At 70.3% G+C, this 23,468-nt stretch carries 24 protein-coding genes; 7 read left to right on the forward strand and 17 right to left on the reverse strand.

All coding sequences use genetic code 11. The features are described from left to right. Nucleotides 1-485: 485 nt before the first annotated feature. Nucleotides 486-1,055, reverse strand: coding sequence for a TetR/AcrR family transcriptional regulator (locus ACZ55A_RS09210; RefSeq protein WP_468836427.1), 570 nt, complete (start codon nucleotides 1,053-1,055; stop codon nucleotides 486-488). Between the two features lie 237 nt (nucleotides 1,056-1,292). On the opposite strand from ACZ55A_RS09210, the gene ACZ55A_RS09215 reads away from it, so the two are divergent. Continuing rightward, nucleotides 1,293-1,679 (forward strand): DUF6463 family protein, encoded by a 387-nt coding sequence (locus tag ACZ55A_RS09215; RefSeq protein WP_468836430.1) that lies wholly within the window; start codon nucleotides 1,293-1,295, stop codon nucleotides 1,677-1,679. 189 nt (nucleotides 1,680-1,868) lie between these two features. Here the strand turns inward: ACZ55A_RS09215 and ACZ55A_RS09220 are convergent, their stop codons facing one another. The 7 genes from ACZ55A_RS09220 to ACZ55A_RS09250 all read right to left on the reverse strand — a co-directional run bounded on the left by ACZ55A_RS09220 (nucleotide 1,869) and on the right by ACZ55A_RS09250 (nucleotide 8,728). Next, on the reverse strand, nucleotides 1,869-2,441 hold the full coding sequence (locus tag ACZ55A_RS09220) for a hypothetical protein (protein WP_468836432.1): 573 nt from the start codon (nucleotides 2,439-2,441) through the stop codon (nucleotides 1,869-1,871). Next, nucleotides 2,438-3,559, reverse strand: coding sequence for an ROK family glucokinase (locus ACZ55A_RS09225; protein WP_468836435.1), 1,122 nt, complete (start codon nucleotides 3,557-3,559; stop codon nucleotides 2,438-2,440). The genes ACZ55A_RS09220 and ACZ55A_RS09225 overlap by 4 nt, the downstream gene beginning before the upstream one ends. Before the next feature lie 205 nt (nucleotides 3,560-3,764). Next, nucleotides 3,765-4,574: an ATP-binding cassette domain-containing protein gene (locus ACZ55A_RS09230; protein ID WP_468836437.1), complete on the reverse strand. Its 810-nt coding sequence runs from the start codon at nucleotides 4,572-4,574 to the stop codon at nucleotides 3,765-3,767. Beyond that, complete coding sequence (locus ACZ55A_RS09235) at nucleotides 4,571-5,644, reverse strand: ABC transporter permease (RefSeq protein WP_468836439.1); 1,074 nt, start codon at nucleotides 5,642-5,644, stop codon at nucleotides 4,571-4,573. The genes ACZ55A_RS09230 and ACZ55A_RS09235 overlap by 4 nt, the downstream gene beginning before the upstream one ends. Continuing rightward, the gene (locus tag ACZ55A_RS09240; RefSeq protein WP_468836442.1) at nucleotides 5,641-6,654 is read right to left on the reverse strand and encodes a sugar ABC transporter substrate-binding protein; all 1,014 of its coding nucleotides are present in this window, start codon (nucleotides 6,652-6,654) and stop codon (nucleotides 5,641-5,643) included. Before ACZ55A_RS09240 ends, ACZ55A_RS09235 begins: the two co-directional genes overlap by 4 nt. A 197-nt stretch (nucleotides 6,655-6,851) precedes the next feature. Further along, nucleotides 6,852-7,844 carry a substrate-binding domain-containing protein gene (locus ACZ55A_RS09245; protein WP_468836445.1) on the reverse strand — a complete coding sequence of 331 codons (993 nt, stop codon included), beginning with the start codon at nucleotides 7,842-7,844 and terminating at the stop codon, nucleotides 6,852-6,854. A 164-nt stretch (nucleotides 7,845-8,008) separates the two neighbouring features. Continuing rightward, complete coding sequence (locus tag ACZ55A_RS09250) at nucleotides 8,009-8,728, reverse strand: GntR family transcriptional regulator (RefSeq protein WP_468836654.1); 720 nt, start codon at nucleotides 8,726-8,728, stop codon at nucleotides 8,009-8,011. Between the two features lie 250 nt (nucleotides 8,729-8,978). On the opposite strand from ACZ55A_RS09250, the gene ACZ55A_RS09255 reads away from it, so the two are divergent. Next, nucleotides 8,979-9,350, forward strand: coding sequence for a VOC family protein (locus tag ACZ55A_RS09255; protein WP_468836447.1), 372 nt, complete (start codon nucleotides 8,979-8,981; stop codon nucleotides 9,348-9,350). Between the two features lie 80 nt (nucleotides 9,351-9,430). Here the strand turns inward: ACZ55A_RS09255 and ACZ55A_RS09260 are convergent, their stop codons facing one another. The 3 genes from ACZ55A_RS09260 to ACZ55A_RS09270 all read right to left on the reverse strand — a co-directional run bounded on the left by ACZ55A_RS09260 (nucleotide 9,431) and on the right by ACZ55A_RS09270 (nucleotide 11,842). Next, nucleotides 9,431-10,261 (reverse strand): transporter substrate-binding domain-containing protein, encoded by an 831-nt coding sequence (locus ACZ55A_RS09260; protein WP_468836449.1) that lies wholly within the window; start codon nucleotides 10,259-10,261, stop codon nucleotides 9,431-9,433. A 132-nt stretch (nucleotides 10,262-10,393) separates the two neighbouring features. Next, on the reverse strand, nucleotides 10,394-11,056 hold the full coding sequence (locus tag ACZ55A_RS09265; protein ID WP_468836452.1) for a bifunctional 4-hydroxy-2-oxoglutarate aldolase/2-dehydro-3-deoxy-phosphogluconate aldolase: 663 nt from the start codon (nucleotides 11,054-11,056) through the stop codon (nucleotides 10,394-10,396). Nucleotides 11,057-11,398: 342 nt separating this feature from the next. Continuing rightward, nucleotides 11,399-11,842, reverse strand: a complete 444-nt coding sequence (locus ACZ55A_RS09270) for a guanyl-specific ribonuclease (protein WP_468836455.1) — start codon at nucleotides 11,840-11,842, stop codon at nucleotides 11,399-11,401. Nucleotides 11,843-12,022: 180 nt separating this feature from the next. Here ACZ55A_RS09270 and ACZ55A_RS09275 point away from each other — a divergent pair, with 180 nt between their 5' ends. The 4 genes from ACZ55A_RS09275 (at nucleotide 12,023) to ACZ55A_RS09290 (ending at nucleotide 16,200) form a co-directional block, all read left to right on the forward strand. Continuing rightward, nucleotides 12,023-12,427, forward strand: coding sequence for a VOC family protein (locus tag ACZ55A_RS09275; RefSeq protein ID WP_468836457.1), 405 nt, complete (start codon nucleotides 12,023-12,025; stop codon nucleotides 12,425-12,427). A 111-nt stretch (nucleotides 12,428-12,538) separates the two neighbouring features. Then, nucleotides 12,539-13,165: a helix-turn-helix domain-containing protein gene (locus ACZ55A_RS09280; protein ID WP_468836488.1), complete on the forward strand. Its 627-nt coding sequence runs from the start codon at nucleotides 12,539-12,541 to the stop codon at nucleotides 13,163-13,165. Nucleotides 13,166-13,184: 19 nt separating this feature from the next. Further along, nucleotides 13,185-13,379 carry a DUF6126 family protein gene (locus ACZ55A_RS09285; RefSeq protein ID WP_468836509.1) on the forward strand — a complete coding sequence of 65 codons (195 nt, stop codon included), beginning with the start codon at nucleotides 13,185-13,187 and terminating at the stop codon, nucleotides 13,377-13,379. Nucleotides 13,380-13,527: 148 nt separating this feature from the next. Next, entirely contained in the window at nucleotides 13,528-16,200 is a 2,673-nt protein-coding gene (locus ACZ55A_RS09290; RefSeq protein ID WP_468836512.1) for a beta-N-acetylglucosaminidase domain-containing protein, read from the forward strand. 110 nt (nucleotides 16,201-16,310) lie between these two features. Here the strand turns inward: ACZ55A_RS09290 and ACZ55A_RS09295 are convergent, their stop codons facing one another. The 5 genes from ACZ55A_RS09295 to ACZ55A_RS09315 all read right to left on the reverse strand — a co-directional run bounded on the left by ACZ55A_RS09295 (nucleotide 16,311) and on the right by ACZ55A_RS09315 (nucleotide 21,914). Next, nucleotides 16,311-16,844, reverse strand: a complete 534-nt coding sequence (locus tag ACZ55A_RS09295) for a GNAT family N-acetyltransferase (protein ID WP_468836514.1) — start codon at nucleotides 16,842-16,844, stop codon at nucleotides 16,311-16,313. Between the two features lie 24 nt (nucleotides 16,845-16,868). Then, nucleotides 16,869-17,999 carry an allantoicase gene (gene alc, locus ACZ55A_RS09300; RefSeq protein WP_468836517.1) on the reverse strand — a complete coding sequence of 377 codons (1,131 nt, stop codon included), beginning with the start codon at nucleotides 17,997-17,999 and terminating at the stop codon, nucleotides 16,869-16,871. Next, on the reverse strand, nucleotides 17,996-19,339 hold the full coding sequence (gene allB / locus ACZ55A_RS09305; RefSeq protein ID WP_468836520.1) for an allantoinase AllB: 1,344 nt from the start codon (nucleotides 19,337-19,339) through the stop codon (nucleotides 17,996-17,998). The genes alc and allB overlap by 4 nt, the downstream gene beginning before the upstream one ends. Before the next feature lie 204 nt (nucleotides 19,340-19,543). Beyond that, nucleotides 19,544-21,082, reverse strand: a complete 1,539-nt coding sequence (locus ACZ55A_RS09310) for an NCS1 family nucleobase:cation symporter-1 (protein WP_468836523.1) — start codon at nucleotides 21,080-21,082, stop codon at nucleotides 19,544-19,546. A gap of 43 nt (nucleotides 21,083-21,125) precedes the next feature. Further along, nucleotides 21,126-21,914, reverse strand: a complete 789-nt coding sequence (locus tag ACZ55A_RS09315; RefSeq protein ID WP_468836525.1) for an aspartate/glutamate racemase family protein — start codon at nucleotides 21,912-21,914, stop codon at nucleotides 21,126-21,128. A gap of 270 nt (nucleotides 21,915-22,184) precedes the next feature. Between ACZ55A_RS09315 and ACZ55A_RS09320 the strand changes: the two genes are divergently transcribed. Beyond that, nucleotides 22,185-22,988 (forward strand): IclR family transcriptional regulator, encoded by an 804-nt coding sequence (locus ACZ55A_RS09320; RefSeq protein WP_468836528.1) that lies wholly within the window; start codon nucleotides 22,185-22,187, stop codon nucleotides 22,986-22,988. A 106-nt stretch (nucleotides 22,989-23,094) separates the two neighbouring features. Here ACZ55A_RS09320 and ACZ55A_RS09325 read toward each other — a convergent pair whose 3' ends face one another. Beyond that, nucleotides 23,095-23,385 carry a DUF5955 family protein gene (locus ACZ55A_RS09325; protein WP_468836531.1) on the reverse strand — a complete coding sequence of 97 codons (291 nt, stop codon included), beginning with the start codon at nucleotides 23,383-23,385 and terminating at the stop codon, nucleotides 23,095-23,097. Nucleotides 23,386-23,468: the final 83 nt, after the last annotated feature.

The following is a 23,468-nucleotide window of genomic DNA, read 5'->3' on the forward strand; positions in this document are numbered from 1 at the left end:
TCAGGGAAGCGGTATTCGGCCGTATCCGAAAGGCCCCAACCAGCCCGTCACCGACCCGGTGTGATGTCAGGCTTCACCGGATCGAATGAGCCGTCTTCCCCGTAAACCCTCAATTCGCCGTCCGCTCAATGCTGTTCGCGCGAAGAGGCGAAACACGGAAGGGACGAATGCGCGCGACAATCGCGGCCTGCACGCACTGCCCCCCGAACCGCCGTGGCCGAACAACCCAGCAGACCGAACGGGCAGGCAACGCAGGAACGCCTGCGCGGCGCTCCCCGCGGAAGCACGCGCGGAAGGTGGCCGGAAAAGGAGGAGTGCTGAGCCGGTGAACCGGAACGACCGAGGGTGGCCGCGCCGGAACCGGACACGGTGTACACGTACCAGCGGGCGGCCGAGGTGTTCGGGGGCAGCGAGCGTTCGGTCGGCAGCGGGTGACCTGTCGCGGCGGCGGGCCGGGCGCTCGGCAGTGCCTCCGAACCGCTACGTCACGGTGTGAGCCCATCGCTCGAGCGGTTGAGGAGGAGATCTCCGGCGCGGGCGACGACCTGGTCGCGGGTGCGGTCAGGATGGTCGGCGGCGAGCAAGTGCCTGCTGATCGCCAAGCAGAAGGCAAGCAGGCAGCGTGCCTCGACCTCGTCCGGGTCGGCGCAGACACTGCTGATCGCGTCGCGCGAGAGCTGCATGCGCCGGTTGTCCACGCGGCGCAGGCGTTCGGCGACGTTCTGGTCACGGCGGGCCCAGTCGCGGATCGCCAGGTCGAGGGGGAGGCGGTCGCTGGCGAAGGTGAGCTGCCCGGCCAGCCGGAACTGGTCCAGCACGTCGCCGCCCTCCCGCTCGATCCGGTCGAAGACGTCGTCGATGCTCTGGCGCTCCCAGGTGTCCAGCATCTCCGTCAGCAGCGCGTCACGATCGGCGAAGTAGCCGTAGAACCCCCCTTTGGTCACGCCGAGCGCCTTGGCCAGGGCCTCGACACGCACCGCGTGCACACCGCCCTCGGCCAGCGCCCGCAGCCCTTCTTCGACCCACTTTTCACGCGGTGTACGCAACGCACCCATCGGGTGACCAACCTCACTCCCGTCCGGCTGTACGGAGGCGTATAACCGGTCTACGTTCGACTTATACGGCATCGTATAACGCTAGGGGGGCAGCGTTGTGTCTTTCGGTTTCGGTACTTCCGCTACCCGCCTCCCGAGCACGTCGAGGTCTGCCCCGCAAGAGCCGTGGTCCCGTCAGGGGCACACCACCGCGATGAGCCGCGTCGTGCGGCTCCGCGACAAGAAGGGAGATTTCAGATGATCAAGTGGGCCGGCTGGCTCATCGCGTTATTCGGAGCCGCGCACACGCTCCTGGCCCTGACGTTGGAGGGCGCCGCACGTCACGCCGGGGCGTGGTTCAGTGGGGAGTTGTGGGGGGAGGACTTGGCCAACATGAGCCCGGCCAACAGCGCGTACTGGCTGAGCGTGGACAGCTTCGGCGTGCCACTCGTCCTGGTCGGCCTGACGGTGTTGTGGCTGGACCGTCGCGGCATCACGCCTCCGCCGTTCATCGCGTGGACGCTGGGGATCTGGACCGTGGTCGGCGCCGTGGTCTTCGTGACGACGCCCTGGCCGATTCCCATGGTCGCGACCATCCTGCTGCTGGCCGGAGCCCGCCGCGCCACCCACCCACGCGCGGAATGACGAGTGGATCACTCGCAACAACATCACCGTCCGCGGCCGGCGGATGTACCCGAGGCGGGCGCCCGGCTCGTCCGACTGGTCCGCTCCGGCGACGCCCAGTAGCCCGCCGCACGCAGAAGCCCCGCCGGAAGCATGGGCGCATTCCGGCGGGGCTTCTCGTCTCACGCCTGCGGACCGGGCGCCGGCCGCTCAGAACTTCACGGTCGAGACGGTGTAGACGACGGGGTGCCCCGGCTCGTCATAGCTGACCATGATCCGCTGGGACGGGTGCGGTGCCTTGTTGCTGGTCGTCGTGCCCGCCCAGGGCCAGTCGACGGTGAAGTCCCAGCCGACCTTCGCCGCCTGGTCGGGCGGGATGGTGTGCCGGTCCTTCTTGAGGGCGGCGGTGCTGGTGCCGACCGCCGCGAGGTAGTGCTCAAGGCCCCACTCGTTGGTCCTGAACTGGACGAACAGCGAACTGGTCTGCCAGGAGTTGGTCTCGTAGTAGTAGACCGGCGTGGAGCCGATCGGCACCGGGACGTTGTAGATCCGCTGCTGGACCTTGGAGGGGAAGGCGTTGGTCAGGCCGGTGGCCGCGGCCTCGGCCTCCTTGCCCTCGCCGCTGTCGCGGCTCTGCTCGGCGGAGATGACGATGTAGCCGGCCGGGATCGCGATCAGCAGGAAGACGATCAGCGCCATCAGCAGGGGGCGGCGGCGCTCGGCGCGGGGCGGAGGGGTGGTGGGGTGGTCGTCATGCATGGCGTGGGATTCGGTTTCGGTCATCGGCGGCCGGCCCGTTCATAGCGCTCGTAGCGCTCGACCCGGCGGCGGTTGGCGCGACGGAAGCGGCGGGCCACCAGGCGGGCGAGGTCGGCGGCGCCGACCATTCCGGCCTCGGGGCCCAACTGGGCCTTGGCGATGGTGGCTTCGGGGCGGTAGCCGCGGCCGGTGAGGTGCCGCCGGAAGGCGTCCCTGGCCGGGGCGATCAGCAGGTCGTCGGCGGCGCTGACACCGCCGCCGATGACGAAGCAGGACGGGTCGAGCGCGGCGGCGAGGTTGGCGATGCCGACGCCCAGCCACTGGCCGATGTCCTGGAGGAGTTCGACGCACATCGCGTCGCCCTCCCGGGCCAGCTCGGTGATCAGCGGTCCGGTGATGTCGCCGATCCGGCCGCCGACCCGCTCGATGATGTTGTACGCGACCGGGGAATCGGCGGCGGCCAGCTCCCTGGCCTCCCGTACGAGGGCGTTGCCGGAGCTGTACTGCTCCCAGCAGCCGCGGTTGCCGCACGGGCAGCGGTGACCGCCGGGCACGACCTGCATATGGCCGAATTCGCCCGCCACTCCGTATTTGCCGCGCTTGACCGCGCCGTCCTCCAGGATGGCGCCGCCGATGCCCGTACCGAGCGTGATCATGACGAGGTGGTCCTCGCCGCGTCCGGCGCCGAAGCGCCACTCCGCCCAGGCGGCGGTGTTGGCGTCGTTGTCGACCATGACGGGGACGGCCAGCCGGCCGGCGAGGCGGTCGCGCAGGGGTTCGTTGCGCCAGTTCAGATGCGGTGCGAAGAGCACCTTGGAGCGGTCCGCGTCGACCCAGCCGGCCGCGCCGATACCCACCGCGTGGACGTCGTGCCGGTCGGAGAGGTCGAGGACCAGCTCGGTGATGGTGTCCTCGACGACCTTGGGGCTCTTGGACTTGTCCGGCGTCTCGGTGCGGACCTTCTCCAGGATGATGCCGTCGGCGTCGACCACGCCCGCCATGACCTTGGTACCGCCGATGTCGATGCCGACGGTGGGCACCCGGGGTGCGGTCAGATGCGAGCGCCGCTCGCGGGTGCCGACCGTGCGCAGCACGGTGGCTCTGGCGGATCCGCGGTGCACCCGGTCCCGGTACATGCTCATCGACCCACCTCTTCGCCGTTATGGTCGCGGCGGCTGCGTGCGCGCAAGAGTCGTCTCGTCCCTGCGGGTCTCGGGAGGCCGGGGCCTCGATGTGCGGGTTCGCTGCGATTGTGCCTCACCGGCCGTTTCCGGCGCACCGCGACCGGCAGTGCTGCGCCCCGCGCGGCCCGGAGGCGGCGCGGGGCGTAGCGGATACGTCCGGTGATCAGTCGGGCCGGTGGCCGCCCGGGAATTCCGGGGTGGCGGTGCGGGCCAGCTCGTGGCTGAGCTGTTCCAGTTCGCTGCCGCCCGCCATCTGGCGGGTCAGCTCTTCCAGGGCGATCTCCGACTTGGCGTGGCTGCCGGCCATCGTGCCGCGCTTGAGGAGCACGAAACGGTCGCCGACGAGGTAGGCGTGGTGCGGGTTGTGGGTGATCAACACCACGCCGAGCCCGGCGTCCCGGGCGGCCGCGACGTACTTGAGGACGACGCCGGACTGCTTGACGCCGAGCGCCGCCGTCGGCTCGTCGAGGACGAGGACCTTGGCGCCGAAGTAGACGGCCCGGGCGATGGCGACGCACTGCCGCTCGCCGCCGGAGAGGGTCCCGATGGGCTGGTCGACATCGCGCAGGTCGATGCCCATCCGCAGCAGCTCGCTGCGGGTGGTCTCGCGCATCGTACGGACGTCGAGCCGCTTGAAGGGGCCGGATCCGGTGGTCGGCTCGGAGCCGAGGAAGAAGTTCCGCCACACCGGCATCAGGGGCACCACGGCCAGGTCCTGGTAGACGGTGGCGATACCGCGGTCCAGGGCCTCCCTCGGGGAGGAGAGGGTGGTCTCCTCGTCCTCGATGGTGAAGGTACCGGCGTCGTGCTGGTGCAGCCCCGCGATGATCTTGATCAGGGTGGACTTGCCGGCACCGTTGTCGCCGAGCACACAGGAGATCTCTCCGGCGTGCACCTCCAGGGACACCCCCTCCAGTGCCCGGACGTTTCCGTAGTACTTGCTGACGTCTTTCAGCTCGACCAGCGCTGTCATGCCTTTTCCTCCGCCCGCTTGCGGACCCATGCGTTCAGGAGTGTGGCGAGCAGCAGCATCGCGCCGAGGAAGAACTTGTACCAGTCCGGGTTCCACTGCGCATAGACGATGCCCTTGCTGGCCATGCCGAAGATGAAGGCGCCGACCGCGGCGCCGATCGCCGAGCCGAAGCCGCCGGTCATCAGACAGCCGCCGACCGCCGCCGCGATGATGTACAGGAATTCGTTGCCCACGCCGTCGCCGGACTGGATCTGGTCGTACGAGAACAGCAGATGCTGTCCGGAGACCCAGGCGGCGAAGGCGACACCCATGTAGAGGCCGATCTTGGTCTTGGTGACCGGGACACCGACCGCCCGCGCGGCGTCGGAGTTGCCGCCCACCGCGAAGATCCAGTTGCCGACGCGGGTGCGCAGCAGGATCCAGGTGGCGACGGCGACCAGCGCGATCCACCACAGGATGGTGCTCTGGATGTCGACGCTGCCGAGCGTCAGATGCGAGGCGAAGAGCGTACGGGCCGACTCGAAGCCCTCCATGTCGGCGATGGTCTTCGTCGAGACGGTGCCGCTGATCAGCTTGGTGAAGCCGAGGTTGAGGCCGGTCAGCATGAAGAAGGTGCCGAGCGTGATGATGAAGCTGGGCAGTTTCGTACGGGTCAGCAGGACCCCGTTGAACGCCCCGAAGGCGAGGGTGACCAGCAGGGACACCCCGACGCCGACCCAGGTGTTGGCGGTCATCTGGTAGCTGAACATCGACGAGATCAGCGCCGAGCTGACGACCATGACACCGGCGGACAGATCGAATTCCCCGCCGATCATCAGCAGCGCCACCGGTACGGCCATGATGCCGATGGTCGAGGACGCATAGAGCACGGTGGAGAGGCTGGAGGCCCGCAGGAACGGTTCGGCGACGATCGAGAAGAAGACGAAGACCGCGGCGGCGCCGACGACCGAGCCCAGTTCGGGGCGGCCCATCAGCCGGCGTGCCAGGGAGCGGTGCAGCAGCCGTTCGTCGCCCTGGCTCTTGGCGGGCGGCTTGGTGGGCTGCACGGCGGGTACGTGGGTGTGGCTCATCGGGTACCCCGCTTCGTGTAGTCCTGAAGGGCCGCGGCGTCCTTCTTGGTGATCACCTGGGGACCGGTGAGCACCGGCTTGCCGCCGCCGAGCACATCGGAGTTGTACTTGTACAGCCAGAGCAGGTCGATCGCTTCATAGCCCTGGAGGTAGGGCTGCTGGTCGACGGCGAAGCCGAGGGCGCCGTCCTTGAGACCGGTCGCCACCTGGGCGTTGAGGTCGAAGGTGTCGATCTCGGCCTTGCTGCCGGCCTGCTCCTTGGCCTTGCCGGCGGTGGCGGCGAACGGCGCGCCGAGGGTGACGACGGCGTCGATGGACGGGTCCGACTGGAGTTTGGACTCGATGGAGGACTGCACGTCGGGCATGTTGGTGCCCTCGACGTAGAGCTTCTGAAGATCGCCCTTGAAGGTCTTCTTGGTGCCGTCGCAGCGCTGCTCATGGCCGACGTTGCCCTGCTCGTGCAGGACGCAGAGGGCCTTCTTGCGGCCGCGCTTGTTCAGCTCCTCGCCGACCGCCTCGCCGGCCACCGTTTCGTCCTGCCCGATGTGGCTGAGCGCGCCGAACGCCTTGGACTCCTCGGCACCGGAGTTCACCGTGATGACCGGGATACCGGCCTTCTCGGCCTTGAGGACGACGTCCTTCATGGCGTTGGGCTTGGCGAGCGAGACGATCAGTCCGTCGACCTTCTGGTCGATGTAGGACTGCACCAGCTGGCTCTGCCGCGAGGCCTCCTTGTCGTGCGCGTAGACGAACTTGATGTTGTCCTTGGCGGCGGCCTGCTGGGCGCCGTTCTGCACGATGTCCCAGAAGGTGTCGCCGTCTCCCGAGTGGGTGACCATCGCGAATGTCCACCTGGGGGTGTTCACCGCGGCCTTGCCGCCGGCGGCCTTGGCGGCGCGCTCGTCCTCGGCGCGCTTGCCTCCGGTGCTGCTGCACCCCGCCAGGGAGGCGCCGAGCACCGCCGCCAGCACGGCGCTGACGACGCGTCCCCTTCTCCGAACCCTTGCCACGAGGACTCGCCCTTCCCGCTGATCTTGCCGTGTCGGCTGCGTTGCCTGTATGTGCGTCGGTTGTCTTCGGTCTGTGGGTGTCCCGGTCGGTACGGTTGCGGTGGCGTCCACCGGCCCGCTCCGGCCGGGCCCAACCGGCCAAGTATCCGTTACCGGTGATCTGTCCCGGTTCATGGGGTCCCGTCTTCCCTGTGGTTTCACCTGGTGCCTCGCCCGGTGTACTCGGTCAGCTTGGGTACGTCCTTCTGAGTCACCAGGGCGGGCCCGGTGAGCACCGGCTTGCCGCCGCCGAGGACGTCGGCGTTGTCCTTGTGGAGCCCGAGCAGATCGACCGCCTCGTAGCCCTGGAGGTAGGGCTGCTGATCGACGGCGAAGGTGACGTCCTTCGCCTTGAGGAGCTTGATCACCGCGGCGTTCAGATCGAAGGTCGCGATCTGCGCCGGGCTGCCCGCCTCCTGCTTCGCCTTGACGGAGATCGCCGCGATCGGGGCACCGAGCGTGACGATCGAGTCGATGGACTTGTCGGACTGGAGCTTGGCCTCGATGGAGGACTGCGCGGACGGCGCGTTCGTCCCGTCGACATTAAGGTTCTCGACCGTTCCGCGGAAGGCCTTGCGGACGCCCGCGCAGCGGTCCTCCAGCGAGACGTTGCCCTGCTCGTGGATGACGCAGAGGGTCTTCTTCACCTGCCGGTTGTTGAGCTCCTCGCCGACCGCGCGGCCGGCCACCGACTCGTCCTGCCCGAGGTGGGTCAGCGCCCCGTACGCCGTGGAGAACTCGCCCCCGGAGTTGATGGTGATGACGGGGATGCCCTGCGCCACGGCCTTGCGTACGGCCGCCTTGACGGCCTGCGGCTTGGCGAGGGTGACGATCAGACCGTCCACCTTCTGGTCGATGTAGGACTGGATGAGCTGGGCCTGCTGGGCGCCCTCTTTGTCGTGGGCGTAGAGGAGCTTCATGTGGTTCTTGGCGGCGGCCTGCTGGGCGCCGTTCTGGACGATGTCCCAGAAGGTGTCGCCGTCCCCGGCGTGGCTGACCATCCCGATGGTCATGCGCGGGCTGCCGGAGCCCTCACCCTTGGCGTCCTGGCCGCCGGTGCTGCACCCGGCGACCAGGGCAACGGTGGTCAGTAAAGCGGCGGCGCTGCGGAGGGTGAGCCGCCGGACGCCGGTCGTACGCACGCTGAACATCGTGGAACCGCCTTTTCTCCACGGCCGCCGGAGTGCGGCTGGCAGGAGTTTTAACGGCGTGCGCAGAGCCACGTCAATGGTTTGTCAGAACATTCTGACGATCGGACGTCGCGATAGCACAGCACAGTGGGACATTGCGGGCGATATTCCCCGCGTCATCCCCCTCAGGGCCGTACCAGCAGCTGGAATTCAAAGGCGTAACGGGACGCCCGGTAGACGTGCGAGCCGAACTCGACCGCCCGCCCGGTGTCGTCGAACGTCGTGCGCTGCATCGTGAGCAGCGGGGCGCCCTCGGGCTCGTCGAGCCGCTGGCCCTCCTCCGCGGTCGCGGCGCGGGCGCCGACGGCCTGCCGGGCGCTGTGCAGGGTGATCCCGGCCGACCGCATCAGCCGGTACAGACCGGTCTGCTCCAGCTCGGTGGTCTCCAGCGTGAGCAGCCCGGCGGGGAGGTGGTTACGCAGATGCGCCACGGGCTCACCGTGCGTCAGCCGCAGCCGTTCGACCAGCGCGACCTCCGCGCCCTCGGCGATGCCCAGCGCGGCGGCCACCTCGGCATCGGCCTCGGTGGTGGTGTTGAGCAGCACCCGGGTGGCCGGTTTCTGTCCGGCCGCCTCCAGGTCGTCGTAGAGGCTGCTCAGCTCCAGCGGGCGTTTGACCTGGCTGTGCACGACCTGGGTCCCGATGCCACGGCGGCGCACCAGCAGCCCCTTGTCGACCAGCGACTGGATCGCCTGCCGCACGGTCGGCCGGGACAGGCCGAGCCGGCCGGCCAGCTCGATCTCATTGCCGAGCAGACTGCCGGGAGCCAGCTTGCCGTTCTCGATCGCGGCCTCCAGCTGCTGTGACAGCTGGAAATACAACGGGACCGGACTGCTCCGGTCCACGCTGAACTGAACGGGGCTCTCGGCGCCCAGGGCTTCTTCTGTATCGCGTTTCCCCACGTTGGCGAGCGTATCCGCCCGCGCAGATGACGGGAAGTCCGGAGGTCACATTGTCCGGACAAGGTCGGCCGTGGGAGTACCCGGCGCCCTCGGCGCCCGGCCGTCACGGATGTACGGGAAACGGATCCGCGCCAAGGCTCCGTCTGGTAGCCAGGATCCGGTCACCAGCGCGATCACGATCCGAGGAGCACCGATGTCCGTACGCCGTGTCGTCCCCGACATCCAGTCCGAGGCCCTGGAGGAGAACCGTGCCTTCTACGGCCTCCTGGGACTGGAGGAAGTGATGAACCTGGGCTGGGTCATGACGCTGGCCTCCCCCACCAACCCCACCGCACAGCTGATCTTCATGACCGAGGACAGGACCGCGCCGGTCTCGCCCGACCTGAGCATCGAGGTCGACGATGTCGACGCGGTGTACGCCTCGGTGCTGGCCGCGGGCGGCGAGATCGTACGGTCCCTCAAGGACGAGGAGTGGGGCGTGCGCCGCTTCTTCGTCAAGGACCCCAACGGCCGGATCGTCAATGTCCTCGGGCATGCGACGACAGGGGGCGGCGCCACCGGCTGAGCGCCGGTCGCGGCAGGCGTCGGGGCACCGGGGGACGGTCGCCGTCGGGCGCGGGGCCGCATCCGCCTCTCGCTCGCTGCTTACGGCTTCAGCCACGCCGCTTCATACCTGCGGTACGTCCCGTCGTGCGTGGCCAGATGTACCCACTGGTTCACATAGGCCGTGAACTCCCCGTCGCCGCGGGGCAGGGCGTAGGCCTTCTCGGAGAAGGTGAAGGGCCGCTCCGGGTGAACCGAGCAGAGTTCGGGGTGGATCCTGGCCTGGTAACGGGTCTCACTGGCGTCCGTCATCATGACATCCGCACGGCCCGCGATGATCTCGTCGAAGATCGTGGTGTTGTCCGGGTGGACCTTGAGGGTGGCCCGCTTGATGTGGGCGCGGGCGAACTCCTCGTTGGTGCCGCCGGGGTTGACGATGACGGTGGTGCCGGGCCGGTCGATCTCCCGGAGCGTCCGGTACCTGTCCTTGTCGGTGCACCGCACGATCGGGGTCTTGCCGTCGGTGCGCGTCGGCGCGCTGAAGGCGACGGAACGGGCGCGCGGCAGGGTGATCGAGATACCGCCCATGGCGAGGTCGCAGCGGCCGGCCGCGAGGTCGCCGATGAGCTCGGCCCAGGTGGTGGCCACATAACGCGGCCTGGCGTCCAGGCTCTTGGCCAGGTCCTGGGCCATCGAGATGTCGATGCCGCGGTAGCTGCCGGTCTTGGGATCGCGGTAGCTGAACGGGCGGTAGTCGCCGGTGGTGCAGATACGCAGCACCCCGCGCCGCGGCACGGTGTCGAGGGCCGACGCCTTCTTGCCGGCCGCGGGAGTGGCGTTCCGTACGGGCGCGGGGGCGCCGGAGGCTGCCGGGGCGACGGCGGTCACGGCGAGCAGACAGGCGAGGGCGGAGAGGGTGGCGGCGCGCTTCATGGGGGCTCCTGTGGCTGATCACATCACCGGGCGCTCAGGGTGGCAGAGCCCGTGGCCCCCGGTGAACCCCTTGACCCGCTGACGGGCCGGCGGCAGAAACCACCCCAGGGGCCGGAGTTCGCCGCCGTCCCCTCAGCGCTCGAAGCTGCCCACGACGCCGGGCTCCTCGTCAGGGGCCGCCTCGGCGAGGCGGGTGAGGAGGTCGGCGGCGCGCTTGGTGACCGTGTCACGGTCCCCGTCGGAGAGCGCCGAGCCCATGCCGACGGCGACCGCGCCCGCGGCGATCCACTCCGGCGCGCTGTCGACCGTCACCCCGCCCGTCGGCAGCAACGGCACCTGCGGCAGGGCGGCCCGTACGTCGCTGAGCCAGGACGGGTCGTGCGCCGAGGCGGGGAACAGCTTGAGCGCATCCGCGCCGAGTTCGAGGGCACGGACCATCTCGGTGGGGGTCGACACCCCGGGGAAGACGGGGACGCCATAGCGGTGGCCCGTGCGGATGACCTCGGCGTCGAGGCTCGGGGAGACCAGGTAGCGGGCGCCCGCGTCGACCGCCATGCGGGCCGACACCGCGTCAAGGACCGTGCCCGCGCCGATGACCGCGTCATCGCCGAGCTCACGGGTCAGCGTCGTCACCGCCTCCAGTGCGAAGGGGGTGGTGAGGGATATCTCCAGGCTGGTGATGCCGGCCGACAGCAGGGTGTCGGCCGTGGCGCTCGCCTCGTCATAGGTCTTGCAGCGGACGATGGCGAAAACACGCTGCGCCAGTGCGGCCCGGGTGATCTCCCAGCGATACACGGCAGTTCGCCGTCCTTCCTTGTGTCCGACGCCTCGTGCCGCCTCGCCATGGCCACGGCGGATGCGGCACTTTCCAGGGCGCGCCGCAGCAGCCGACCGCACATGGTCCCTTTTCCGCCGATGCCCGCCCACTCCTCGTTTCTACCGAAACGCTACCGGGAACCACTGACAATCCTCCCCCGGGGGGTGCGCCCCACGCGCCCCTTTCTGCCGAGAATGGGCGAAGAAGCAGGTCGCAGGGGGGCGCACAGCAAAGCGGCCGGGGTGCGAATGCACCCCGGCCGCCGTGGTGTGCCGGTGTGGTGGGACGTCAGCAGAGGCTGAGTGCCGGTGTGTGCGCCCTCAGCAGCTGCGGTCGACGAGATCGAACGAGCTGTAGTGGTCGGCGGTGTAGTAGTCCTCGTTCTTCTTCTCACCGGTCACGATCCGCCGTGCGCCGCGGTCGGGCGAGCCCGGCGTGATGACGGTGTACTCGTGGTAGTAACCGGTGCTCTGGGACGGCAGCTCGCCCTCCCGGTTGTCGAAGACGGTCCCGTCCTTCGGATACGGGAAGGGCCCGCCCTTCGCGATCAGGTCGAGGGTGTCGTGGGCCTGCGAAGGCAGCTTGGAGTAGCAGATGTTGCCGACGTCCAGCCCGTGGACGGCCGAGGTGTGCGCCGTCGCGGCGTACGAGGCGGCCGGCTGGGCGGTGGCGGGGGTGGTGGCGACCGCGGTCCCGCCGATGAGAAGGGCCGAAGCAAGGGCGCCCGCGGCGCCGATCCTGGTGATCCGTGGGGGGATTCTCATGCTTCCAGAATGACGCGCGTAGACATGATCCTGTCAATCTCAAGCCCGGGAAGTTTTCCGGGAGTTCACAAGAACTCCCGCGAGCCACCCCAATTGGCAACCCCGATTTCCCCGGCGCTCAACGGACCCGGTTGAATCGGGCTTCTTTCCTGTCCCCTCTCACACGAGGAGTAAGTAGCCATGCGCGTCAAGGACTTCGACCACTTGGTGCTCACCGTGCAGGACATCGAGCGTTCGCTGGAGTTCTACTGCGGTCCGCTCGGGCTGGAGCCGGTCCGGGTGGAGGAGTGGCGGGCCGGTGCGGCCCCGTTCCCTTCGGTGCGGATCAGCCCGTCCACCATCATCGATCTGATCGCCCGCCCACACGACGAGTCCGGCGGGACCGGTGGAACCAACGTGGACCACATCTGTCTCGTCGTGGACCCCCTGGACTGGCAGGAGGTCATCGACTCCGGCGTCTTCACCGTGCTGGAGGGTCCGGTGGGGCGTTACGGCGCGCGGGGTGACGCACAGTCGATCTACGTACAGGACCCGGACGGCAACACCGTCGAGCTGCGCTGGTATCCGCAGGACGCCGCGCGGTAGTCGTGAGCCATGAGCCCTGAGCCGGTCTGCCGCCTTACGGCACGACCGGTGGGCTTTTGCCTCTGAGGCAAAACTTTTGCCCAGGAGGCGAGGGGTGGCTATACCGGGGATATGACCGAGCTCCCCGACGAGCCCTCCGGCGCGGAGCCGCAGGAGCTGCCCACCGTCGCGCCGCGCCTCCGTGACCTGCGGCGACGCAGTGGTCTCACACTGGAGACCGCGGCCCGGCTGGTGGGGCTCTCGCCCGCGCATCTGTCGCGGCTGGAGACCAACCAGCGCCAGCCCTCGCTGCCGATGCTGCTGGCGCTGGCCCGTACGTACGGCACCACGGTATCCGACCTGCTCGGCGAGACCGCGCCCGAGCGGGACCCGGTCGTCCGGGCCGGCCGCGCCGAGCCGTCGGAGGCCGGCGGCTGGACGTACTGGACCGTGGGCGGCGCCGGGCGGGCGATGCAGGCGCTGCGGGTGCACGTACCGCAGCGGGCGCAGGGCGAGCTGGTGCGGGTGCACCCCGGCGAGGAGTGGCTGTACGTCCTCAAGGGACGGCTGCGGCTGACGCTCGGCGCGGCGGTCCATGTGCTGGCCCCGGGCGACGCGGCGCACTTCGACTCGCTGACCCCGCACCGTATCGCCGCCGCCTCGCGGGGCGGGACGGAGCTGTTGTTCGTTCACACGCTGCTCCAGAGCGGCGCCGCCGAACTGTGCCTGGGCGACGACGCTCCGCGCCGTGGCCTGTGAGCTGGAAGGACCGTACGCCGTGCCCGATCACCCCACCCCTCTGCCGTCCGCCCGCCCCGGCCCGGACACCCCGGCCGTCCCCACGCCCGACCGGCGCTACGTCGAGAACAAGCCACCCCGCGGGGTGTATGTGCGGGTCTTCATCTACGTCGTGGCGACGCATGTGCTGCTGGCGTTCATGAGCCTGCTGGTGGTCCTCGCCAAGTCGCGCTAGGACCCGCTCCGAAGAAGCCGTCCGCGGCTGTCCATCCCTCCGGTCCGAAAGTCCATTGCCCCGGCGCGCGCCCGGGGTGAAGCCTGCTGCCGCGAAGCGCTCGCAGCGGCTTCACCCCGTACCTCGCCGTACCGAGGAGGACCGAAGGATGCACCGTACGCGCACCGCGGCGGCCACCGCACTGGCGCTGGCCCTCGCCATGATCCCCCTGCTGGGCATGGCGGCGGGGCCACCGGGCGCCGCCGGGCGCCAGGAGCCCGCGCGGGACAGACCGGCCCCGGCCATCTCCCCCACCCCGCAGTCGGTCCACAGCCGTTCCGACCGGGTCACCCTCACCCCTGCCGTCACCGTCGTCGCCGGCCCGAAGACCGATGCCGCGGCGCTGGCGCTCGTCGAGAAGTCGCTCAGGGATGCCGGCGCGGACCGGGTCGTCCGGGCCGGGCGGGCGCCCGCCGGGCGGCAGTTGACGGTGTATGTGGACGGTGCGGGCGCGGCGCGGGCGCTGAAGTCTCTGGGCGCGCGGGACAGTGCCTCGCTCCCCGCCGAGGGGTATGCGCTGGCCGTCGGTGACGGCCGGATCGCGCTGGCCGGCAAGGACGCCACCGGCACGTACTACGCCGCCCAGTCGCTACGGCAGTTGCTGCCGCACCGCGACCGACCCGGCGCGCGGATAGCCGGCACCGTCGTACGGGACTGGCCGGCCACCCCGCTGCGCGGTGTCATCGAGGGCTTCTACGGCACCCCTTGGTCCCACCGGGCCCGCCTCGACCAGCTGGACTTCTACGGCGCGCACAAGATGAACCTCTATGTGTACTCGCCCAAGGACGACGCCTATCTGCGGGAGAAGTGGCGCGATCCGTACCCCGCGGACCGGCTCGCGCAGATCAAGGAGCTGGTGGACCGGGCCCGGGAGCGGCATGTGGAGTTCACCTATGCGCTCTCCCCCGGCCTCTCCGTCTGTTACAGCTCCGATGCCGATCTCAAGGCGCTGACCGCCAAGTTCCGGACGCTGTGGGACATCGGCGTACGGACCTTCGCCGTGCCGCTGGACGACATCAGCTATACGGACTGGAACTGCGCGGCGGACAAGGACAGGTTCGGCACCGGCGGCGGGGCGGCGGGCGCGGCACAGGCGCATCTGCTCAACCGCGTCAACCAGGAGTTCATCGCCCGGCATCCGGGCGCCCAGCCGCTCCAGATGGTGCCGACCGAGTACTACGACGTGCAGCCGTCCCCGTACAAGAAGGCACTGGCCACCCAGTTGGACAAGGACGTGCTGGTGGAGTGGACGGGGGTGGGGGTGATCGCGCCGGTGATGACCGTCGCGCAGGCCCGGCAGGCCCGCGAGGTCTTCGGGCATCCGATCCTGACCTGGGACAACTACCCGGTCAACGACTATGTGACCGGCCGGCTGCTGCTCGGGCCGTTCAACGGGCGGGAGAAGGGGCTGCCGGCGCAGTTGGCGGGGATCACCGCGAATCCGATGATCCAGCCGGCGGCGTCGAAGATCGCGCTGCACACGGTGGCCGACTACGCCTGGAACGACGCGGCCTATGACGCCCGGGCCTCCTGGGGCGCGGCGATCGAGGAGCTGGCCGGCGGCGACGCCCGTACGGCCAGGGCGCTCAGGGCCTTCGCGGACGCCGGCTACTCCTCGTCGCTCAACCCGCAGCAGGCACCCGAACTGTCCGCCGCCATAGGGGAGTTCCACAAGGGCGGGGACGCGCGGCGGCTCGATGCGGTGCTGCGGAACCTCCAGGACGCTCCGGCGGTGCTGCGTGACCGGCTCGCCGACCGGGGCTTCATCGAGGACAGCGGGCCGTGGCTGGGGGCGACCCACGCCTGGGGCGTGGCGGCACGTACCGCCCTCCAGCTGACCGAAGCGGTCAGGGCGGGCGATGAGGCCAGCGCGTGGCAACTGCGGCAGCAGATACCGGAGTTGGTGCGGACCGCCACGTCCTTCGTGTATGTGGACATGAAGGGGAAGCGGATCCCGGTGCAGGTGGCCGACGGGGTGCTGGACACCTTCGTCGAGGATGCGCTCGCCGCGCATGACGAGGCGCTGGGGGTCGTCGGACGTCCCAGGGCGTCGACCGATCTGTCGGTCTATCAGGACAATGCGGTCTCCCGGATGGCCGACGGTGACGAGGCGACGTACTTCTGGAGCGGTGCGGGGCCGAAGGCCGGTTCGTTCATCGGTCTGGATCTGCATACGGAACGCCCGCTGGGCACGGTCACCCTCAAGATGGCCAAGAGCGGCAGCCCGGACGACTATCTGCACCATGGCGTCCTGGAGTACTCCTCGGACCGCAAGAACTGGCGGCAGCTGGCGGCCTTCGCCACGCGGTCCGAGGTGAGCGTCGAGCCGCCGGCCGGCACCACCGCCCGGTACGTCCGCGCGCGGGCCACGCAGGCGCAGGACAACTGGCTGGTGGTACGGGAGTTCACGGTCGCCGGGGCCGGTGAGGTCGCGGTGTCCGGCGGCCCGCCCGCGGCGGAGGGCAGTGCGCTGCGGTCGGCGGCGGACGGTGACCCGGCGACCTTCTACCGCGCGGCGCGGGCGGCGCAGCCCGGCGAGCAGCTGGAGTTCACCCCGGACACGCCCCGTACGGCACGGTCCGTGGTCGTGCTGCGGCCGCAGGGCGCACCGGCCGGGGCCGCCCGGGTCGAGGTCCGTAAGGGCGGCGCCTGGCGCCCGCTCGGCACCCTGTCCGGTGCGTTCACGCGCTTCGCGGCCGGCGACGGGGAGATTGCGGGCGTGCGGCTGGTGTGGCGCGAGGGGGCGGCGGCGCCTGTGGTCAATGAGGTGATTCTGCGCTGAGACGGGGGGCCGGGACGCCGCGGCGCGGTGTGGTGCGGTGCGGTGCCCGCCGGTTCGGTGTCCCGGCCCCCCGTGAAGCACGCGCTCCGTCACGTCACGGGGCGCGTGGGTCACATGGGCAGCGAGCGCAGCCGTACCGGCCCGTCAGGCCACCGCGCATCCTCGTGCAGGGGCGTCCACATGGTCCGCAGCGGCATGATCACGGGCCCGTTGGGCTGTTCGACCTCGACGTCCGCCTGCACGGGGCGCCACCCGAGCCGTTCGTAGAGGGCGACCAGCGGCGGCCGGCAGAACAGCAGCCCGTACGGCGGCCCGAGCGTACGGGCGTGATCCAGCGCGGCGTTGACGACCAGCCGCGCCAGTCCGTGCCCCCGCAGGTCCGGTGCGACGGCCACCCCGCCGACGCCGACGGCCTGCGTCTCGGTCCCGCCGGCCGACAGCGGCAGCCGCAGCAGCCCGGCGTGCGCCACCAGCCTGCCGTCCCGTCTGATGCCGAAGTGCTCCTCCTTGGGCAGCCAGGTCAGGCCGGTTGCCGCGACGCCGAAGGGGTCCGGGCCGTCGCCGAGGATTTCGCTCTGCTCGGCCTTCGTGTACCGCGTGAGCCGTATCACCGTGGCCGGCGCGGAAGATCGTTCACCAGTCATGCCCGCATCATGGCCGTTGCGATCTCAGCGGCCCAACTCCTCGTGGCGGGCTGCGAGTCGGCGGGCGCCCTCCTCGGTGAGCGAGCCGTGCAGCCGGAGCCGGGCGATACCGCCGTCCGGGAAGATGTCCAGCCGCACATGGGTGGTGGCGGGGGCGTCGTCCAGCAGCAGGCGGTGGACGGTGTCGGGCTGCAACCGCGTACGGGGCAGCAGCTCCACCCAGTCGCCCCGCTCCCCGTCGCGTCCGGACAGGGCCGCCCAGCCCGCCGAGTTGCCCTTGAGGTAGCCGGTGTCGATCTCCACCGCGCGGATCCGGGACTGCTCGGTGAGGCGGTAGCGGACCCAGTCGTTGCCGGTGCCGCGGCGGCGCCGGGTCTCCCAGCCGTCGTCCATCTTGCGGGAGCGGCCCGGCTGGATCGTGTGGGTGGGCGAGGAGTAGAAGCGGTCCGAGGCGTCCTCGACCTGGCCGCCGTGCTCCAGCGCGGCGAGGTCGAAGGTGCCCAGTGCGGCAAGCCAGTCGGGGTCCGGGACGACCTCGCCGTGGACGCGGAGGCGGGCGATGCCGCCGTCGGGGTGCTGGTTGAGGCGCAGATGGGTGAAGCACCGGCCGGTCTCGACGGCGAAGCCGTTGGCCGCGTGCCCGCCGATGGCGGTGCGCGGGACGAGGGTCGTCCATGCGATGTCGTCGGCGAGCAGGTCTTCGGGGGACGGGGAGCCGGCGACCCGGGCGCCCTGCACGCTCACGGACTGCGGGTAGTTGCCGCGGAAGTGGGCGGTGTCGACGACGATGCCGTGGATCACGCCGGGCGCGCCGAGGCGGATCAGCGCCCAGTCGTGGTCGGCGTCGCCGGGGAACGGGTGCGCGGCGTCGGTGCCGCGCCGCCGGCGGGTCTCCCAGCCGTCCATGATCTTGCCCTTGTGGCCGAAGGCCTCGGGGTCGAAGTGGGCGGGCGCGGGCGTGAGCAGGTTCTCGCGCTCGGCGAAGAACTCGTCGTTCGCGGCGATCACACCGGCGCCCAGCCGGCGGTCGGCGAGGTCGGGGAGGTGGCTGAAGGGGAAGCCGGCCGGTCCTGGCGTGCGGTAGTCGGCGTACGGGTCGCCGCCTCCGTACGGGCCGGCGTCGCCGGTGTAGCGGGGTATGCCGTCGGTGGTCATGCGCGGTCGGACCTTTCGAGCAGGGCGCCGGTGGGCTCGGCGAGGGTGGCGCCGTCGTTGATCTGCCGGCCGCGCAGCCAGGTGGACCGTACGACGCCGTGCAGGGTCTTCCCGGCGTATGCGGTGATCTTGTTGCGGTGCTGGAGGGCCTGCGGGTCGACGGTGAAGGTCTCCTCGGGGGCGAAGACCGCGAAGTCGGCGTCCCTGCCGGGCTCGATGGCGCCCTTCTGTTCCAGGCCGACCAGTGCCGCCGGGGCGGTGGCCATCCAGCGCACCACCTCGTCGAGGGAGTGGCCGCGCCGGCGGGCCTCGGTCCAGATGGCGGGCAGCCCCAGCTGGAGGGAGGAGATTCCGCCCCAGGCCGCGCCGAAGTCGGCGGTCTTGAGGTCGGCGGTGGAGGGTGAGTGGTCGGAGACGATGCAGTCGATGGTGCCGTCGGCCAGGCCCTCCCACAGCGCGTCCTGGTTGGCGGCCTCGCGGATCGGCGGGCAGCACTTGAACTCCGTTGCGCCGTCCGGGATTTCCTCGGCGGCCAGGGTCAGGAAGTGCGGACAGGTCTCCACGGTGATCCGGACGCCCTCGCGCTTGGCCGCGGCGATCAGCGGCAGCGCGTCGCTGGAGGACAGGTGCAGGACGTGCACCCGGGCATCGAGCTGCTGGGCGAGAACGATCAGCCGGGCGATGGCGTCGTTCTCGGAGATACGGGGGCGGGAGGCGAGGAAGTCGGCGTACTTGGGGCCGTGCGGCTCCGGTGCCGCGTCGAGATGGCCGGGGTCCTCGGCGTGCACGATCAGCAGCCCGCCGAACCCGGCGATCTCCCCGAGGGCGGCGGCCAGCTGCTCCTGGTCGACCTGGGGGAACTCGCCCACGCCGGAGGGCGACAGGAAGCACTTGAAGCCGAAGACCCCGGCGTCGTGCAGCGGGCGGAGGTCCTTGACGTTGCCGGGGATGGCGCCGCCCCAGAAGCCGACATCGACATGGGCCTTGCCGCGGGCCACCGCGCGCTTGGTGTCGAGGTGGGCCGCGGTGGTGGTGGGCGGCAGGCTGTTGAGCGGCATATCGACGAGGGTGGTGATACCGCCGGCCGCGGCGGCGCGGGTGGCGGTCCAGAAGCCCTCCCACTCGGTGCGGCCGGGGTCGTTGACGTGGACGTGGGTGTCGACGAGGCCGGGCAGCAGGACGTCGTCGCCGAGGTCCGCGGTCCGCGCCCCGGCCGGGGCCTCGGCGTCGTACGGCAGCACCGCGTCGATCGTGCCGTCCTTGACGGTGACGGACGCGGCGCGGGTCCCCTCGGGGGTGACGACGCGCGTGGAGCGAAGCACCAGCTCTGTTGCGGACACCCGGTCCCCTCCTCGTTTCGTGTCTTCATGGTTGCGTGGCCGCGCGGTGGGCGCACGGCCGTCGAGGGCCGCGGCGTCCACCGCGCGCAGTCACCCCGGAGCGGGCTCCGGAACGGTGTCCGGACCGGAATCCGGCGCTCTGCATTCCACAGGATCCGAATTCAACAGTCTGTTGAATGAGTCTTCACTCCGGATCCCGCGCCGTCAAGACCCCTCCGCCGGCACCGGCGCCCCCACCGCCCCGTCCCTCGCCCCGGCCACCGGCTCTTCCGCCGCGCCGGCCCTGACCTGCGAGGGGATCCGGTCCTGCGGGAAGGGCCCGGCGGCCGCTGCCGCCCTCCCCCGCCCCGACACCAGGACGTAGAGCGCACCGGAGAGCAGCATCCCGAAGATCCAGGAGAACGGCGCCACCGCACCGAAGGCCGGGACCAGGGCGAGCGAGGCGGAGACCGCGGCGGCCGGCAGGAAGGCGAGCACGGCCTTCGGGTTGTAGCCCCTACGGTAGAAGTAGGCGCCCTCGGCATCGGCGGAGAACAGCGCATCGACGTCGATCCGGCCGCGCCGCACCAGGTAGTAGTCGACGAGCAGAATCGCCACCAGGGGGCCGAGGAAGGCACCCAGCGCCCCCAGGAAGTACTGGATCACCAGGGCCGAGGAGTACAGCTTCCAGGGCATGACGACGACGGCCAGCACCGCGGTGATCATGCCGCCGCGCTTGAAGTCCAGATACTTCGGGGCGAGGTTGGCGAAGTCGTAGGCGGGCGAGACGAAGTTGGCGACGACATTGATGCCGATGGTGGCGACGATGAAGGCCAGCGCGCCGATGACCGTCACCACCGGGTTGTCGATCTTCTGGATCACCTTCACCGGGTCGTGGATCGCCTCACCGAAGACCGAGATGGTGCCCGCGGTGACGAGTACGGCGACCACCGCGAAGGCGGTGAAGTTCACCGGCAGGCCGATCAGGTTGCCGCGCCGGTAGGAGCGGTGGTCAGGCGTGAAGCGGGCGAAGTCGGCGTAGTTGAGCACCAGGGTCAGAAAGGTGGCCACGGTCAGGCTGACCGCGATCAGACTCTGCTCGATCTGCGCGGAGCCGCTGAGACCGGTGATGCTGCGGGTCAGCGAGATCTCGCCGCCGGCCTTGACGACCAGATACAGCGCGAGCGCCAGCACCACGAGCCACACCACCGGGCCGGTCGCGAAGTCCTGGACCTTGCGGATGAACTCCATCCCCCGGGTCAGCAGCACGGCTTGCAGCCCCCACATCAGCAGGAACGCGGTCCAGCCCAGGGTGGACAGCCCCAGCACCGAGTTGTGGTGGTACACCTCCAGCCCCGGCGCGATCTGGAGGGTCAGCAGCACCACGGCGGTCGAGGCCAGCCAGGTCTGGATGCCGTACCAGGCCACCGCCATCACCGCGCGCAGCAGGGCCGGGATATTGGCGCCGTAGACGCCCCAGCTCGCCCGGGCGAGCACCGGATAGGGGACGCCGGTGCGATGCCCCGCATGCCCCATCCGGTTCATCAGCCAGTAGACGATCGTGATGCCGGCCAGCAGCGCGGTGAACACCTCCCAGGCCGGCAGTCCCAGCACGAACAGGCTGGCCGCGAAAGCGTAGTTGCTGATGGCGTGAGTGTCGGACATCCACAGCGCGAAGATGCTGTACGTGCCCCATTTGCGCTCGGCGGCCGGCGCAAGGTCCTCGTTGAAGAGCCGCGGATCCGGTTGCGGGGGTGTTGTCACGGTGTCCTCCCAGGCAGATGGGGTGGAGCTTAGAGAGCAGTTATCAGATGTCTGATGTCTGTGCGGAAAATTCTGTGTGACATGGGGAGCCCTGAGCGCGCTCCGGGGACAGATGGGTACTCAGCGGCCACGACCTGATGACCTTGGGGCGGGGCGGTGCGAAGCTGCGGTGCGTACTGGTGGTGAGTCCGAGCCCGACGACCGCCTCCGCGAACTTGACCGCAGCGGCCACCCCGTCGACGACCGGCACACCGAGCGCCGCGGCCACCTTCTCCTCCAGCCCGGCCATCCCGCCGCACCCCAGGCAGATCACCTCGGCGCCGGCCCGGACCACCTCCCGCGCGGTCTCGACGATCACCTCGACGGTCCGCTCGGGATCCTGCTCCAGTTCCAGCACGCCCAGCCCGGTACCGCGCACCGCGGCACAGCGCTCCAGCAGCCCGGCGGTCAGCAGCCGGTCCCGGATCTGCGGTACGGCGCGGTCAAGGGTGGTGACGATGCCGTAGGCGTGGCCGAGCATCATCGCCATCTGAGCGGCGCTCTCCGTGATGTCCAGTACGGGTACCGGCAGCAGCTCCTGGGCACCCTCCCGGCCCGGTTCCCCGAATCCGGCCATGACCAGCGCATCGAAGGGCGTATCGAAGGTGGCGAGCCGGTCCAGGACGGCCGCGGCGCTCAGAAAACCCTCGAAGTGCCCCTCGATGGACTCCGGCCCCCAGAGGGGTTCGGTGGCGATGATCTCGGTGCCCGGGGCGGCGACGGCGGTGGCGGTGGCGCGGATCGACGCGGTCATGGAAACCGTCGTGTTCGGGTTCATGACGAGAATGCGCATGACGCTCCAGCAATTTGGAGGATTCCACAGAATGGACAGTATGTTTCGCGCAGCAGAACGTAGCTACGGCCACTGGCACCGTCAAGAGATCGCGGCTAACCGCCTGTCCGGCGGCTCACCAGGTGAGACAAAGAGCGCCTGACCGGCGGGAACGAGTGTGCGAGAGACCGTGTGTCACCGTAGGGGGACCGGTAGGCTGCTGCGGTCGGGCCCGGCGCCCGTAAGCCCCCCAGCCGAGACCGATCTGACCCGCCCCGAAAGGAACGCGACGTGCCGCCGTCCAGCGCCAGCACCTCCGCCGCCGAAGCCAAGCCCGCGGGCGCCAGCGGCGGCGTCCAGTCCCTCGAGCGCGCCTTCGACCTGCTGGAGCGGATGGCCGACGCCGGCGGCGAGGTCGGCCTGAGCGAGCTCTCCACCAGCAGCGGACTGCCGCTGCCCACCATCCACCGCCTGATGCGCACCCTGGTCGCCTGCGGCTATGTACGCCAGCAGCCCAACCGCCGCTACGCGCTCGGCCCCCGGCTGATCCGCCTCGGCGAAAGCGCCTCGCGGCTGCTGGGCACCTGGGCCCGGCCGTTCCTGGCCCGCCTGGTGGAGGAGACCGGCGAGACCGCCAACATGGCGCTCCTGGACGGCGACGAGATCGTGTACGTGGCGCAGGTTCCTTCCCGGCATGCGGTCCGCATGTTCACCGAGGTCGGCCGCCGCGTCCTGCCGCACTCCACCGGTGTCGGCAAGGCCCTGCTGGCCCACCACGCGCCGGAGGAGGTCCGCGCGCTGCTCGGCCGTACGGGGATGCCCGCCGCCACCGAGAAGACGATCACCGACCCGGACCGCTTCCTGGAAGCGCTCGCCGACGTCCGCCGGCTCGGCTATGCGGTCGACGACAACGAGCAGGAGATCGGCGTCCGCTGCCTCGCGGTGCCGGTGCCCAACTCCCCCACCTCGGCGGCGATCTCCATCTCCGGCCCCACCGGCCGTGTCACCGAGGCCGCCACGGACAAGATCGTGCCCGTGCTCCAGGACGTCGCGGCGCAGCTGTCGGTGGCCCTGGCGAACCAGACGCCGGCGTAGGACGGGAGCACCCGACGGACGCCAGCGACCGGCCACACCGCGCGCCGGCCGTCCGCTCCCCCGCCCGCTCATGACGCCGCCCCGCTGACGGCCGCCCCGCTTGAGCTCACCGGCCGTGCGGCAGCTCGCCGAAGCGGTCGATGCCCTCGCGCACCTCGCTCAGCGCGGGCGACAGCGCACTCACCGAGCCGACCGCCCCGGCGATCAGCAGCAACGAACGGCGCAGCCGGGGCACCTCCGGCATCCCGTGGCTGACCATCGCATCCAGTGCGGCCAGCTCGTCATCGGCGGCCGCCCGGTCCGGTAGCTCCCCTGGAAGCACCGCCAGTTGACGGCGCAGCCGGGCCACCGCGCCGCGCAGCTCCTGGACACGTGGGTCACCCTCGGCGCCGGTCACTCGTCTGTCCCTCTGCAACTGATCCACAACGACGGCGTCCTCCATGGCCGTTGCCGTTCCGCAATGCGGGACAGTTAACGCCA

Source organism: Streptomyces sp. NPDC034111 (assembly GCF_055575375.1).

Excerpts from the sequence above, each read along its gene's own strand:
- ACZ55A_RS09220 (WP_468836432.1), bottom strand. The coding sequence starts at position 2,441 with ATGACCGAAACCGAATCCCACGCCATGCATGACGACCACCCCACCACC.
- ACZ55A_RS09215 (WP_468836430.1), top strand. The coding sequence starts at position 1,293 with ATGATCAAGTGGGCCGGCTGGCTCATCGCGTTATTCGGAGCCGCGCAC.
- ACZ55A_RS09295 (WP_468836514.1), bottom strand. The coding sequence starts at position 16,844 with ATGACTGGTGAACGATCTTCCGCGCCGGCCACGGTGATACGGCTCACG.
- ACZ55A_RS09290 (WP_468836512.1), top strand. The coding sequence starts at position 13,528 with ATGCACCGTACGCGCACCGCGGCGGCCACCGCACTGGCGCTGGCCCTC.
- ACZ55A_RS09280 (WP_468836488.1), top strand. The coding sequence starts at position 12,539 with ATGACCGAGCTCCCCGACGAGCCCTCCGGCGCGGAGCCGCAGGAGCTG.
- ACZ55A_RS09210 (WP_468836427.1), bottom strand. The coding sequence starts at position 1,055 with ATGGGTGCGTTGCGTACACCGCGTGAAAAGTGGGTCGAAGAAGGGCTG.
- ACZ55A_RS09245 (WP_468836445.1), bottom strand. The coding sequence starts at position 7,844 with ATGTTCAGCGTGCGTACGACCGGCGTCCGGCGGCTCACCCTCCGCAGC.
- alc (WP_468836517.1), bottom strand. The coding sequence starts at position 17,999 with ATGACCACCGACGGCATACCCCGCTACACCGGCGACGCCGGCCCGTAC.
- ACZ55A_RS09230 (WP_468836437.1), bottom strand. The coding sequence starts at position 4,574 with ATGACAGCGCTGGTCGAGCTGAAAGACGTCAGCAAGTACTACGGAAAC.
- ACZ55A_RS09315 (WP_468836525.1), bottom strand. The coding sequence starts at position 21,914 with ATGCGCATTCTCGTCATGAACCCGAACACGACGGTTTCCATGACCGCG.
- ACZ55A_RS09260 (WP_468836449.1), bottom strand. The coding sequence starts at position 10,261 with ATGAAGCGCGCCGCCACCCTCTCCGCCCTCGCCTGTCTGCTCGCCGTG.
- ACZ55A_RS09255 (WP_468836447.1), top strand. The coding sequence starts at position 8,979 with ATGTCCGTACGCCGTGTCGTCCCCGACATCCAGTCCGAGGCCCTGGAG.
- ACZ55A_RS09235 (WP_468836439.1), bottom strand. The coding sequence starts at position 5,644 with ATGAGCCACACCCACGTACCCGCCGTGCAGCCCACCAAGCCGCCCGCC.
- ACZ55A_RS09270 (WP_468836455.1), bottom strand. The coding sequence starts at position 11,842 with ATGAGAATCCCCCCACGGATCACCAGGATCGGCGCCGCGGGCGCCCTT.
- ACZ55A_RS09275 (WP_468836457.1), top strand. The coding sequence starts at position 12,023 with ATGCGCGTCAAGGACTTCGACCACTTGGTGCTCACCGTGCAGGACATC.
- ACZ55A_RS09225 (WP_468836435.1), bottom strand. The coding sequence starts at position 3,559 with ATGAGCATGTACCGGGACCGGGTGCACCGCGGATCCGCCAGAGCCACC.